This is a genomic window from Herbidospora sakaeratensis (genome assembly GCF_001570525.1).
GTDB lineage: Bacteria > Actinomycetota > Actinomycetes > Streptosporangiales > Streptosporangiaceae > Herbidospora > Herbidospora sakaeratensis.
The window spans coordinates 39466-52036 of record NZ_BBXC01000007.1 but is presented as its reverse complement, the minus strand read 5'-3'; the positions used below and the strand labels follow the sequence as shown (position 1 = coordinate 52036).

Annotated in this window: 17 protein-coding genes; 7 read left to right on the top strand and 10 right to left on the bottom strand. The window is 71.4% G+C overall.

Annotated features, from left to right (window positions below; genetic code table 11):
* Window positions 1-15 precede the first annotated feature (15 nt).
* The 6 genes from AW271_RS40495 to AW271_RS00250 all read left to right on the top strand — a co-directional run bounded on the left by AW271_RS40495 (window position 16) and on the right by AW271_RS00250 (window position 4468).
* On the top strand, window positions 16-177 hold the full coding sequence (locus AW271_RS40495; RefSeq protein ID WP_169806251.1) for a hypothetical protein: 162 nt from the start codon (window positions 16-18) through the stop codon (window positions 175-177).
* 122 nt (window positions 178-299) lie between these two features.
* Entirely contained in the window at window positions 300-464 is a 165-nt protein-coding gene (locus AW271_RS40490; protein WP_169806250.1) for a hypothetical protein, read from the top strand.
* Between the two features lie 106 nt (window positions 465-570).
* On the top strand, window positions 571-1407 hold the full coding sequence (locus tag AW271_RS00265; RefSeq protein ID WP_062330140.1) for an NmrA family NAD(P)-binding protein: 837 nt from the start codon (window positions 571-573) through the stop codon (window positions 1405-1407).
* An 897-nt stretch (window positions 1408-2304) separates the two neighbouring features.
* On the top strand, window positions 2305-2877 hold the full coding sequence (locus tag AW271_RS00260) for a dihydrofolate reductase family protein (RefSeq protein WP_062330138.1): 573 nt from the start codon (window positions 2305-2307) through the stop codon (window positions 2875-2877).
* 2 nt (window positions 2878-2879) lie between these two features.
* On the top strand, window positions 2880-3233 hold the full coding sequence (locus tag AW271_RS00255; RefSeq protein ID WP_062330136.1) for a YciI family protein: 354 nt from the start codon (window positions 2880-2882) through the stop codon (window positions 3231-3233).
* Window positions 3230-4468: an RNA polymerase sigma factor gene (locus AW271_RS00250; protein ID WP_062332864.1), complete on the top strand. Its 1239-nt coding sequence runs from the start codon at window positions 3230-3232 to the stop codon at window positions 4466-4468. Before AW271_RS00255 ends, AW271_RS00250 begins: the two co-directional genes overlap by 4 nt.
* Here the strand turns inward: AW271_RS00250 and hisF are convergent.
* Genes hisF through hisD form a run of 9 tightly spaced genes read right to left on the bottom strand, consistent with a single transcriptional unit; the run spans window position 4461 to window position 10418 of the window.
* Window positions 4461-5231 (bottom strand): imidazole glycerol phosphate synthase subunit HisF, encoded by a 771-nt coding sequence (hisF, locus tag AW271_RS00245; RefSeq protein WP_062330133.1) that lies wholly within the window; start codon window positions 5229-5231, stop codon window positions 4461-4463. The genes AW271_RS00250 and hisF overlap by 8 nt on opposite strands.
* Window positions 5228-5611, bottom strand: a complete 384-nt coding sequence (locus tag AW271_RS00240) for a RidA family protein (protein ID WP_062330131.1) — start codon at window positions 5609-5611, stop codon at window positions 5228-5230. The genes hisF and AW271_RS00240 overlap by 4 nt, the downstream gene beginning before the upstream one ends.
* Window positions 5608-6330 carry a bifunctional 1-(5-phosphoribosyl)-5-((5-phosphoribosylamino)methylideneamino)imidazole-4-carboxamide isomerase/phosphoribosylanthranilate isomerase PriA gene (priA, locus tag AW271_RS00235; RefSeq protein ID WP_062330129.1) on the bottom strand — a complete coding sequence of 241 codons (723 nt, stop codon included), beginning with the start codon at window positions 6328-6330 and terminating at the stop codon, window positions 5608-5610. The genes AW271_RS00240 and priA overlap by 4 nt, the downstream gene beginning before the upstream one ends.
* A gap of 4 nt (window positions 6331-6334) precedes the next feature.
* Window positions 6335-6670: a hypothetical protein gene (locus AW271_RS00230; protein WP_062330126.1), complete on the bottom strand. Its 336-nt coding sequence runs from the start codon at window positions 6668-6670 to the stop codon at window positions 6335-6337.
* Window positions 6667-7305, bottom strand: coding sequence for an imidazole glycerol phosphate synthase subunit HisH (hisH, locus tag AW271_RS00225; protein WP_218007952.1), 639 nt, complete (start codon window positions 7303-7305; stop codon window positions 6667-6669). Before hisH ends, AW271_RS00230 begins: the two co-directional genes overlap by 4 nt.
* Entirely contained in the window at window positions 7302-7454 is a 153-nt protein-coding gene (locus AW271_RS40485) for a CG2302 family histidine operon protein (protein ID WP_169806249.1), read from the bottom strand. The genes hisH and AW271_RS40485 overlap by 4 nt, the downstream gene beginning before the upstream one ends.
* Window positions 7451-8041 (bottom strand): imidazoleglycerol-phosphate dehydratase HisB, encoded by a 591-nt coding sequence (gene hisB / locus AW271_RS00220; protein WP_062330125.1) that lies wholly within the window; start codon window positions 8039-8041, stop codon window positions 7451-7453. Before hisB ends, AW271_RS40485 begins: the two co-directional genes overlap by 4 nt.
* Window positions 8038-9114: a histidinol-phosphate transaminase gene (locus AW271_RS00215; protein ID WP_062330122.1), complete on the bottom strand. Its 1077-nt coding sequence runs from the start codon at window positions 9112-9114 to the stop codon at window positions 8038-8040. The genes hisB and AW271_RS00215 overlap by 4 nt, the downstream gene beginning before the upstream one ends.
* Window positions 9114-10418: a histidinol dehydrogenase gene (gene hisD, locus AW271_RS00210; protein WP_062330120.1), complete on the bottom strand. Its 1305-nt coding sequence runs from the start codon at window positions 10416-10418 to the stop codon at window positions 9114-9116. The genes AW271_RS00215 and hisD overlap by 1 nt, the downstream gene beginning before the upstream one ends.
* Window positions 10419-10542: 124 nt before the next feature.
* Here hisD and AW271_RS00205 point away from each other — a divergent pair, with 124 nt between their 5' ends.
* Window positions 10543-12114, top strand: a complete 1572-nt coding sequence (locus AW271_RS00205; RefSeq protein ID WP_063817856.1) for a dolichyl-phosphate-mannose--protein mannosyltransferase — start codon at window positions 10543-10545, stop codon at window positions 12112-12114.
* On the opposite strand, the gene AW271_RS00200 is transcribed toward AW271_RS00205, so the two are convergent.
* Window positions 12087-12539, bottom strand: coding sequence for a hypothetical protein (locus AW271_RS00200; RefSeq protein WP_062330117.1), 453 nt, complete (start codon window positions 12537-12539; stop codon window positions 12087-12089). The two genes, AW271_RS00205 and AW271_RS00200, sit on opposite strands and share 28 nt — an antisense overlap.
* Window positions 12540-12571 lie beyond the last annotated feature (32 nt).

Below are 12571 nucleotides of genomic sequence, written 5' to 3'. Positions count from 1 at the left end.
GGTTGGAGCACCGCCATGAACGCCAAGAAGTTACTCACGTACGCCGCCATCGCCTTCGTGATCTTCTATCTGTTCACCCAGCCCCAGGGGGCGGCCGGCGCCGTGCGCGGCGTCTTCGACGCCGTCGGCGACGGGGCGGACTCGCTCGCCCAGTTCTTCAACTCACTCTTTGCCTGAACCGGGGTTCGCCTTTGCTGCGGTCGGGCGTGCCGGAAGGTCCTCCTCTCTATCCGGCTAGTTATGATCACTGATGTCGCCGGGTAGAAAAATCCGGGACACATACCGCAGGAGGCCCCCCAATGCAGGTCAAGAAAGTGCTCACGTACGCAGGCATTGCGTTCGTGGCCTTCTACCTCTGGACTCAGCCGTCAGCCGCGGCCGGCGCTGTCAGGGGAGTGTTTGACGGTGTCACTTCCGGCGCCAACTCGCTGGCCACCTTCTTCAACGGCGTGCTCAACCAGTAGCTTCGTCCGCGGTTCCCTCGTTTCCGGCGCCCACGGATGATCATCTGAGGGAGGCCTCGGCGCGCGCCCACCGGGCGGCCCGACCCTCCCATGCGAAAATGGTCTGATGAGTGACCTGATCGCGGTGACCGGGGCGACCGGCGGGCTCGGCGGGCGGATCGCCCGGCGACTGGCGCAGGCCGGAGTCCGGCAGCGGCTGGTCGTACGCGACCCGTCCCGGGCTCCTCAACTCGACGGCGCGGAGATCACCCAGGCGCCCTACGAAGACCCGTCCGCGTTCGCGGCGGCACTCGACGGCGCCGGGGTCCTCATGTTGATCTCGGCGACCGAACATCCCGACCGCGTCGCCCTCCACACGGCGGCGGTCGACGCGGCGGTGGCGGCGGGCGTTCCCCGCATCGTCTACACCTCGTTCCTCGGAGCGGGGCCCGAGTGCACGTTCACCTTCGGCCGCGACCACTGGCACACCGAACGGCACATCGAGGAGACCGGAGTCGGTTTCACCTTCCTCCGAGACAGCCTCTACCTCGACTTCCTCGAGAACATGATCGGCGACGACGGCGTCATCCGCGGCCCCGCGGGCGACGGCCGCTTCGCCCCGGTGGCCCGCGCCGACGTCGCCGCGGTCGCCGCCACCGTCCTCCAGGACCCGGCCGACCACCAGGGCGTCACCTACGACCTCACGGGCCCCGACCTGCTCACCATGACCGACGTCGCCCGCATCCTGTCGGAGGCGCGTGGCTCCTCCGTCAGCTTCGAGAACGAGACCCTCGACGAGGCTTACGCGTCGCGGCAGCATTACGGGGCGCCGGAGTGGGCGGTGGTGGGATGGGTGACGTCATATGCGGCGGTGGGCACGGGAGAACTCGACGTGGCGACCGACCACGTGGAGAAGGTGACGGGCCATCCCCCGCTGACACTGGCCCAGGTACTCCGAGCCTGACCCGGCCCACGAGCGCCTGACGGCCACCGCCTACCGGGCCGCCTTGCCCACCGGGACGCGCAACCACAGGTGCCGGGACATGTGCCCACCGCGACACGTGCCGACCTGGGACGCGCCAACCATCACGCATGCCCGCCTGGACTTGCCTCCCGGGATCTTGTCTGCCCGGACTTGCCTGCCCGAATCTTGCCTGCCGGGTGCCTCCCGGCATCTTGCCCGCCGGGACTTGCCTCCCGGGATCTTGCCTGCCCGGACTTACCGGCCGGTAGTTGCTTGCCAAGACTTGCCTGCCCGAATCTTGCCTGCCGGGATCTTGCCCGCCGGGACTTGCCTCCCGGGACTTGCCTCCCGGGACCTTGCCTGCCAGGACCTTGCCTGCCAGGACCTTGCCTGCCCGGATCTTGCCTGCCGGGTGCCTCCCGGCATCTTGCCCGCCGGGACTTGCCTCCCGGGATCTTGCCCGCCGGGACTTGCCTGCCGGGATCTTGCCTGCCTGGAGCATGCCTCTCGACCATGGCAGCGCATGCCTGCCTGGACGCGTGCGTGCCGGATAACGCGCTCAGTGACGCCCGCCCACTGCGATACAGGCCTGCCGAACGCTTCGTGAGCTGTCGACATTCATCTGCGATGGACACAGATATCTGATCTATTGACGTCCAACAGCGGCATCGGCCCCGGTTGCCGATTCCACGCCCTCGCGCATCTGGTGGCATGAATCTCATTTGCAGCGGGCAACCTTGTCGAACGCTGATTCTGGGACGGAAATGACGCGGCTTCCCCCGGGGGCGCACGACCGCTTCCGAACCCGTCACCACGCTTCTAAGAATCTCGCGTGGTCCGCGTCGATTTCGGGGGCTCTCGTTCGTGTAGGGGGTGAGACCGAAAGGGGCTGTCGCGATGGGGAAGATCGTTGTCACCGAGAGTGTGACGTTGGACGGGGTGATGCAGGCGCCCGGCCGGGCCGATGAGGACACCCGGGGCGGGTTCCGGCACGGGGGCTGGGCCGGGCCCTACGCCGACCCGGTCATGATGCGCGTCATGGGCGCGGGCATGGCCGCGACGGGCGCGATTCTGTTCGGCCGCCGGACCTATGAGGACTTCTTCGCCGTCTGGCACGGCAGGACCGACGGCAATCCGTTCACCGCGAAGCTGGACGCCACCCCCAAATACGTCGTATCCAGGACGTTGAGCCGGCTGGTCTGGCCGAACTCGACCCTTCTCACCGGAGAGGGCGTCGCGGAACTCAAGAAGGACGTCGACGGCGACATCGTGGTGCTCGGCAGCGGGGAGCTGGTCCGGGCGCTGCTGGCGCGGGGGCTCGTCGACCGGATGGTGCTCTCGGTGCATCCGCTCGTGCTCGGCTCGGGGCGGCGGTTGTGCCCCGACGACGGGCCGCCGGCGGCGTTCCGGCTGGTGGAGAGCGTGCCGACCGGCACCGGCGTGATTATCGCGACGTACGAGATGGAGTGACGGTGAAGAACTATCTGCTCAGCATGTACCAGCCCGAAGGTCCCGTCCCCGGGCCGGAGGTCATGGACGGGATCATGGCCGAGGTCGACGCGTTGCGCCGGGAGTTGCAGGCGGCCGGGTCGTGGGTGTTCGGCGACGGGCTGCACGATCAGGCCACCGCCACCGTGTTGCGGGCCTCGGGAGACGACGTGCTGATGACCGACGGGCCGTTCGCCGAGGGGAAGGAGCATCTCGGCGGGATCGTCATCCTGCGGGCGGCCGATCTCGACGAGGCGCTGGAGTGGGGGCGCCGGTACGCCGTGGCCGTCACGCTGCCCGTCGAGGTGCGGCCGTTCGCGACGGAGGCCGGCGGCTGAGCGGGATCGAGCGGGCCTTTCGGGACGAGTACGGCCGCGCGGTGGCCGTGCTCGTCCGGCTGGCCGGGGACGTCGACCTCGCCGAGGAGGCCGTCCAGGAGGCGTTCGCGGTGGCGGCCGAGCGGTGGCCGCGCGACGGGACGCCGCCGAGCCCGGCGGGCTGGCTCATCACGACGGCCCGCAACACGCTGATCGACCGCCACCGCCGGGAGGCGGCCCGGCCCGGGCGGCAGGCCGAGGCGCTCCTGCTGCACGCGCCCGACGAGCCCGCCGAGGAGGGGCCCGTGCCCGACGACCGGCTGCGGCTGATCTTCACCTGCTGCCATCCCGCCCTGGGCGAGAGCGCGCGCATCGCGCTCACGTTGCGGCTGCTGGGCGGGCTGACCACCGGGGAGATCGCCCGCGCGTTCCTGGTGAGCGAGGCCACCGTGGCCCAGCGGGTGGTGCGGGCCAAGGCCAAGATCCGGCACGCCGGGATCCCCTACCGGGTGCCCTCCGACGCCGACCTGCCGGGGCGGCTGAGTTCGGTGCTCGCCGTGGTGTACCTGATCTTCAACGAGGGTTATCTGAGCGGGTCGGGCGATCCGGTCCGCGACGACCTGTGCGCGGAGGCCGTCCGGCTGGGGCGGCTGCTGGCCGAGCTCATGCCCGACGAGCCCGAGGTGCTGGGGCTGCTGGCGCTGATGCTGCTGATCCACTCGCGGCGGGCCGCCCGCGTCACGGCCGGGGGTTCGCTGGTCCTGCTGGCCGACCAGGACCGCTCCCTGTGGGACCGGGACCTCATCGCCGAGGGCCAGGATCTGGTCCGCCGCTGCCTGCGGCGCAACCGGCCGGGGCCCTACCAGATCCAGGCGGCGGTGAACGCGGTGCACAGCGACGCCCCCACCGACTGGCGGCAGGTGGTGCGGCTCTACGACCAGCACCTGGCCCTGGCGCCCACCCCCGTGGTGGCCCTCCACCGCGCCGTCGCCGTCGCCGAGGTCGACGGCCCGGCGGCGGCACTGACTCTGCTGGACGACCTGGACCTCGACGGCCACCACCTGTTCCACGCCGTCAGGGCCGACCTGCTGCGCCGCCTGGGCCGGGACGAGGAGGCCGGGCACGCCTACGAGGCCGCCCTCGCCCGCACGGAGAACCCGGCCGAGCGCGAGGTCCTGCTCCGGCGGCTGGCCCAGATCGCAGAGGCCGGGCCCCCGACTCGTCGGTGCCCGGCCTCTGGAGATCGCCCTACCTGACGGGGTGGCCCGTCTCGCGCAGGGTGTTCTTCACGTCGCCGATCTTGAGTTCGCCGAAGTGGAAGACGCTCGCGGCCAGAACCGCGTCGGCTCCCGCGTCGATCGCCGGTGGGAAGTCCTCGAGCGTCCCTGCCCCGCCCGAGGCGATCACCGGCACCGTCACGGCGGCCCGCACGGCTTTGATCATCTCGATGTCGTAGCCGTCTTTGGTGCCGTCGCCGTCCATCGAGTTGAGCAGGATCTCGCCCACACCGAGTTCCTGGCCGCGTGCGGCCCATTCGACCGCGTCGATGCCGGTGCCCCTGCGGCCTCCGTGGGTGGTCACCTCGAAGCCCGACGGGGTCGGCGGGCCGTCGACCACCCGGCGGGCGTCGACGGACAGGACGATGCACTGCGAGCCGAACCGCCAGGCCGCCTCGCGGAGGAACTCCGGACGGGCGATGGCGGCGGTGTTGATGCCGACCTTGTCGGCGCCGGCCCGCAGGAGGCGGTCGACGTCGTCGTTGGTGCGCACTCCCCCGCCGACGGTCAGCGGGATGAACACCTGTTCGGCGGTCCGCCGGACCACGTCGTACATGGTCGAGCGGTCGGAGCTGGAGGCGGTGATGTCGAGGAAGGTCAGCTCGTCGGCGCCCTCGGCGTCGTAGCGCCTGGCCAGTTCGACCGGGTCGCCCGCGTCGCGCAGGTTCTCGAAGTTGACGCCCTTGACGACCCGGCCCGCGTCGACGTCCAGGCACGGGATCACGCGCACGGCCACGGTCATGACCGGTAGGCCTCCACTTCCACCTCGACCAGCATGCGCGGGTCGATCAGGCCGGCCACGCGCACCGACGTGCAGGCGGGGCGGACCTCGCCGAACAGCTCGCCGTGGGCCTCGCCGACGGCGTCGAAGTCGTCCTGGCTGACCACGAACAACCGGGTGCGGACCACGTCGGTCACCGACGCGCCGGCCTTCTCCAGGGCGTCGAGGGCGACGCCGAAGGCGGTCAGGGTCTGCTGGTAGGCGTCGCCGACGTGCTGGACCTCACCGCCGATGGTGGCGGTGCAGCCGGAGACCAGGACGTGGTTCCCGGCGACGACGGCGCGCGAGTATCCGTAGCGTTCCTCCCAGGGGCCGCCCGAGGAGATGCGGGTGGGTGTCATGCCCTCACCGCCGCGAGCGCCTCTTCGAGCGTGAACGCCTGGGCGTAGAGGGCCTTGCCGACGATGGCGCCCTCGACGCCCAGGCCGACCAGGCCGTTCAGGGCGCGGAGGTCGTCGAGGCTGGAGACGCCGCCGCTGGCGATGACCGGCTTGTCGGTACGGGCGCACACCTCGCGCAGCAGGTCGAGGTTGGGACCGCGGAGGGTGCCGTCCTTGGTGACGTCGGTGACGACGTAGCGGGGGCAGCCGTCGGCCTCCAGGCGGTCGAGGACCTCCCAGAGGTCGCCGCCCTCCTGGGTCCAGCCGCGGGCGGCCAGGGTGGTGCCGCGGACGTCGAGGCCGACGGCGATGCGGTCGCCGTACTCGGCGATGATCTTGGAGCACCACGCCGGGTTCTCCAGGGCGGCGGTGCCGATGTTGACGCGGCGGCAACCGGTCGCCAGGGCGGCCTTCAGCGACTCGTCGTCGCGGATGCCGCCCGACAGCTCGACCTGGACGTCGAGCTTGCCGACGACCTCCTCGAGCAGGGCGCGGTTGGAACCCCGGCCGAACGCGGCGTCGAGGTCCACCAGGTGGATCCATTCGGCGCCGGCGTCCTGCCAGGCGAGGGCGGCGGCGAGCGGGTCGCCGTACGAGGTCTCCGAGCCCGCCTCGCCCTGCACCAGGCGGACCGCCTGGCCGTCGGCCACGTCCACGGCGGGCAGCAACACGAGTGACATCTGTTCAGGACCTCCGGTCGAAGAGAACGGTGACGAGCACCGGGACGATCAGGATGGACAGGCCCAGTACGGCGAGCCGCGCCATCATGTCGAGCGTGAGCCAGGCGATGACCTGGACCAGCAGGAACAGGACGAGCATGGCCGCGTTCTGGGCGCGGCGGCGCCGGGCCAGCACGCCGCCCTGCCGGGCCACTCTGACCGGCTTGGGCAGCACGGCCGTGATCCGGCCACGCAGTTCCCGCCGTCTGGCCGTCTTGGCCTCGCGGCGGGCCCGTTCCTCCGCCAGGCGGGCCTTCTCGGCCTCCCTCTCGGCCCGGCGTCTGGCCCGCTCCTTGCTCATGAGAGGGTGTTCAGCCAGTTCTGGAGCAGCGTCGCCCCGGCGTCGCCGGACTTCTCCGGGTGGAACTGGGTGGCCATGAGCGGGCCGTTCTCGGCGGCGGCGACGAACGACACCCCGTGGGTGGCCCAGGTGACCAGTGGCGCCGTGAACCCCTCGTCGTGGGGCACGAGTTCCCACTCGCGCACGCCGTAGGAGTGCACGAAGTAGAAGCGGGTCTCCGCGTCGAGCCCCGCGAACAGCACCGAGTCGGCGGGCGCGGTGACCGTGTTCCACCCCATGTGGGGCAGCACGGGCGCGTCGAGGCGCTCGACCGTGCCGGGCCACTCGCCGCACCCCTCGGTGTGGACGCCGTGCTCGACGCCCTTCTCGAACAGGATCTGCATGCCGACGCAGATCCCGAGCACCGGACGGCCGCCGGCCAGCCGCCGGGCGACGATCTGCTCGCCGCGCACACCCCGCAGCCCGCTCATGCAGGCCGCGAAGGCCCCCACGCCGGGCACCACGAGGCCGTCGCAGTCGAGCGCCGCGTCGAAGTCGGCGGTCACCGTCACCTCGGCGCCGATCCGCGCCAGGGCGCGCTCGGCCGACCGCAGGTTGCCCGAGCCGTAGTCGAGGACGACGACGTTCTTCTTCACTGCCACCACATCACTCCCGCCGTCAGGGCCAGCGCGGACAACGCGCCGGTCACCACCGCGGCCAGCTTCAGCTTCTGCTTGGCGAAGGAGACCACCCCGCCGATCAGGAAGAGGCCGATGAAGATCATGGCGCTGGAGGAGAAGTTCACAACACGCCCTTGGTGCTGGGCACCCCGGTCGCCCGGGGGTCGAGCTCGGTGGCCGCGCGCAGCGCCCGCGCCAGGGCCTTGAACTGCGCCTCGACGATGTGGTGGGCGTTGCGGCCGTAGGGGACGCGGACGTGCAGGCAGATCGAGGCCGAGGCGACGATCGACTCCAGGATGTGCCGGGTCATCGTGGTGTCGTAGTCGGGCCCGATCATCGGGGCCATGTTCTCGGGCTCGCTGTGCACGAGGTAGGGCCGGCCCGAGAGGTCGACGGTGACCTCGGCGAGCGACTCGTCGAGCGGGCACGACGCGCTGCCGAACCGCCGGATGCCCGACTTGTCGCCCAGGGCCTGCTTGAGCGCGGCGCCGAGCGCGATCGCGGTGTCCTCGATCGTGTGGTGGGCGTCGATGTGCAGGTCGCCCTCGGTCTTGACGGTCAGGTCGAACAGGCCGTGCTTGCCGAGCTGGTTGAGCATGTGGTCGAAGAACCCGACGCCGGTCGAGATCTCGACCTCGCCGGTGCCGTCGAGGCCGATCTCGACCAGGACGGACGTCTCCTTCGTCGTGCGTTCGATGCGCCCGACCCTCATGAGAGGACCCCTTCCAGGGCGGCCCGGAAGGCCGCCATCTCTTCACTCGTGCCGATCGATACGCGCAGCCACCCGGCAGGCCCGGTCTCGCGGATCAGGACACCGCGGTCGAGTACGCCCTCCCACACCGCGTGACGATCCGGAAACTTACCGAATAGCACGAAATTGGCGTCGGAGTCAGCCACGGACAGGCCACGTTGCCGTAGCCAGGTCACGGTCGCGTCGCGCTCCTCGCGCAGGGCGTCGACCGTGCCGAGGAGTTCGCCCCGGTGGGCCAGCGCGACCCGGGCCGCGGCCTGGGTCAGCGTCGACAGGTGGTAGGGCAGCCGCACCAGCAGCAGCGCGTCGATCACCGCCGGGTCGGCGGCCAGGTAGCCCACCCGCGCCCCGGCCATCGCGAACGCCTTCGACATGGTCCGCGTGACGATCAGGCGCGGGTGGTCGGGCAGCAGCGACAACGCCGACGGGGTGCCGGTGCGGGCGAACTCGAAGTAGGCCTCGTCGACGATCACCATGCCGGGCGCGGCGGCCAGCACCCGCTCGATCACCGGGAGCGGCAGCGCGGTGCCGGTCGGGTTGTTGGGCGAGGTCAGGAAGACGACGTCGGGCCGGTGCTCCTCGATGAGGGCGACCGCGCGGCCGGGGTCGAGCGAGAAGTCCTCTTCGCGCCCGCCCTCGATCCAGCGGGTGCTGGTGCCGGCGGCGATGATCGGGTGCATGGAGTAGGACGGCTCGAAGCCGATCGCCGAGCGCCCGGGGCCGCCGAACGCCTGGAGGGTCTGCTGCAGGATCTCGTTGGACCCGTTGGCCGCCCAGAGCTGGCGCGCGGTCAGGCCGTGGCCGAGGTAGTCGGCCAGGTCCTTGCGCAGCTCGACCGCGTCGCGGTCGGGGTAGCGGTTGAGGGTCGCGGCCCCCTGCCGGACCGCCCTGGCCAGGTCGTCGAGCAGCGCCTCGGACGGCGGGTAGGGGTTCTCGTTGGTGTTGAGCTGCACCGCCACGTTGAGCTGGGGCGCACCGTAGGGGTGCTTGCCGCGCAGGTCGTCGCGGATGGGCAGGTCGTCGAGTGTGGTCATCAGCCGGGAATCTCCCAATCGAACCGGGCGCGGATCGCGGCGCCGTGGCCGGGCAGGTCTTCGGCGTCGGCCAGCGCGCACACCAGCGGCGCGGCCTCGGCGAGCGCCTCGCGGTTGTAGTCGACGACGTGCACGCCCTTGAGGAACGTCTGCACCGACAGGCCCGAGGAGTGACAGGCGCAGCCGCCCGTGGGCAGCACGTGGTTCGACCCGGCCATGTAGTCGCCGAGCGAGACGGGGGCGTGGGCCCCCACGAAGATCGCCCCCGCGTTCCTGATCTTCGATGCCACCTCGGCGGCCTGCCGGGTCTGGATCTCCAGGTGTTCGGCGGCGTAGGCGTCGACGACCCTGATCCCGTCGTCGATCGAGGAGACCAGGACGATGCCCGACTGCCGGCCGGCCAGCGCCTCGGTGATGCGCCCGGTGTGCTTGGTGCGGGCGACCTGGGCCTTGAGCTCGATCTCGACCGCGTCGGCCAGCTCGGCCGAGTCGGTGACCAGCACGGCGGCGGCCAGGGTGTCGTGCTCGGCCTGCGAGATCAGGTCGGCGGCGACGTGGACGGGGTCGGCGGAGGCGTCGGCGAGGATGGCGATCTCGGTCGGGCCGGCCTCGGAGTCGATGCCGATGCGGCCCTTGAGCAGCCGTTTGGCCGCCGCGACCCAGATGTTGCCCGGCCCGGTGACCATCGAGGCGGCGGGGCAGTCCTCGGTGCCGTACGCGAACATCGCGACGGCCTGGGCCCCGCCCACGGCGTAGACCTCGTCGACCCCGAGCAGCACGCAGGCCGCCAGGATCGTCGGGTGGGGCAGCCCGTCGGGCGCCTGGGGCGGTGAGGCCACCGCCATCGAGGGCACCCCGGCCTCCTGGGCGGGCACCACGTTCATGATCACACTGGACGGGTAGACGGCCAGGCCGCCGGGCGCGTAGAGGCCGACGCGGTCGACCGGGATCCAGCGCTCGGTGACGGTGCCGCCCGGGACGACCGTCGTGGTGACGTCGGTCCGGCGCTGGTCGCGGTGGACCAGGCGGGTGCGGCGGATGGCCTCTTCGAGGGCGGCGCGGACCCGCGGATCGAGCGTCTCCAGGGCGTTCTGCAGGGCCTCGGAGGGGACGCGGGCCGTGGGGAGGTCGAAGCCGTCGAACCGATGGGTCAGCTCCCGCACGCCCTCCGCGCCATGATGGCGCACCTTCTCGCAGATGGGCCGCACCTTCTCGAGGGCGGTCTCCACGTCGAGCTCGGCGCGGGGCAGCACGTCGCGCAGGTTCCCCGGCAGGGGCCCGCGCAGGTCGATACGGGAAATCACCCGAACAGTCTACGGACGGCCGGTCCGGAATCCCGCGATGTCCATCATGCGGACATTCGGGGCACCCCGCACAATTGTAGTAGGTGGAGCGATCCCATCCTTTGCCATAAATAGGATGAGGCGGGTGACCACGATCTCCCCGCCCCTCCCGGTCCCGGCGCGCGACCGCCTCGTGCCGCCGCAGCCCGGCAGCGTGTTGTGGGGGTGGCTGGCCCCGCTGGTCGTCACGGTGTTCGGCGGGATCCTGCGGTTCATGAACCTCGGCAAGCCGCACGAGGTGATGTTCGACGAGACCTACTACGCCAAAGAGGCGCTGTCGCTGCTGCGGTTCGGCGTCGAGACCAAGAGCGTCGAGAAGCCCGACCCGGCCCTGCTGGCGGGCGGCGACGGCGTGTTCCGGACCTGCGCGCGGGTCTCCGAGTGCGGCGACTACGTGGTGCACCCGCCGCTCGGCAAGTGGATGATCGCGCTCGGCGAGCAGATGTGGGGGATCAACCCGTTCGGCTGGCGGTTCATGGCGGCCGTCGTCGGGACGTTGTCGATCCTTATCCTGGCCCGCACCGCCCGGCGGATGACCCGCTCGACCCTGCTGGGCTGCTTCGCCGGATTCCTGCTGGCCGTCGACGGCATGCACCTGGTCATGTCGCGGGCCGCCCTGCTCGACGTCTTCCTGTCGTTCTGGCTGGTGGCGGCGTTCGCCTGCCTGGTCACTGACCGCGACCACATGAGGGCCAGACTGGCCGAGTGGCACGCGCGGGCGATCCCCGGCGACTTCGGGCCCCATCTGGGGTGGCGGCCGTGGCGGCTGGCGGCCGGGCTCGCGCTGGGGGCCGCGACGGCGACCAAGTGGACGGGCGCGTTCTTCATCGTCGGGTTCCTGGTGCTGACCCTGTTCTGGGACGCCGGCGCGCGGCGGTCGATCGGGCTGCGCCGCCCCTATCGCGGCTCGTGGAAGCGGGACCTGCCGCTCGGCGTGGCCTGGATGTGGGTCGTGCCGGTGGTGGTCTATGTGGTGTCGTACACGGGATGGTTCGCCAGTGAGCGCGGGTGGGGGCGCAACTGGGCGCAGGCCACCGACCACGGGTGGGCGTTCTTCGTGTTCGACTCGATCAGGTCGCTGGTGTCCTACCAGCTCCAGGCGCTGTCGTTCCACACCGGGCTGGCCTCCGGGCACAGTTACGCCACCGAGCCGTGGCAGTGGCCGCTGCAGTACCGGCCGGTGCTGCTGCACTACAGCTCGCCGAAGGGCTGCGGGGCCGACTCGTGCTCCTCGGCGATCTACGCGGCGGGCACCCCGATCCTGTGGTTCGCGGGGCTGGCGGCGATGGTCGCGATGTTGTCGTGGTACACTGCGACGCGCGACTGGCGGGCCGGGGCGGTGCTGCTCGGCTACGCCACCGGCTGGATCCCGTGGTTCTACTACGCCATCGTCGACGACCGGACGATGTACCAGTTCTACGCGCTGCCGATGGTGCCGTTCATGATCCTGGCGCTGACCCTGGTGGCCGGTCTGGCGCTGGGCGGACGCGAGGCGAGCCCGGCCCGCCGGTCGCGGGGGGCGGTGGCCGTCGGCGTGTTCGGGCTGCTGGTGCTGGCCAACTTCGCCTGGCTCCAGCCGATCCTCACCGGCGACACGCTCCCCTACGAGGGCTGGCGGGCCCGGCTGCTCTATTCGTCGTGGGTGCCGCCCCAGTAGATCGGGGTGGTCACCACGTTCAGCCCGCCGCCCCGGAAGTGGAGCCGGAACCGGCCCGCCGGGATCGGCGAGATCCGGAAACCGCCCACTTCGTCGACGGGCAGCCCCGGGCCGGGCCCCGCGCCGGTGACGACGCGGACCTCGCCTTCGGCCGGCGGGTCGAGCTGGCCCAGCAGGACGTCGCCGCTGACGCCGAGCTCGATCACCAGGCCCGACGCGGTCTGGAACGCCAGGTCGCGCAGCGCGGCCACCTCGTCGGCCCGGACCAGCGGCCCGGCCGCGCCCAGCGAGCTGAGCTCGGCCAGCTCGGCGTCGACCAGCCGCCAGGTGTAGATCGCCTGCCCCATCTCGACCAGCCCGGGAGGCACCGGGTCGGCGGCGCGCAGCGCGGCCGCCAGCTCCTCCATGAGGGCGTCGTCACGCATGGCTCTCTCCTCCCATGTGCCCGGAGGGCCGC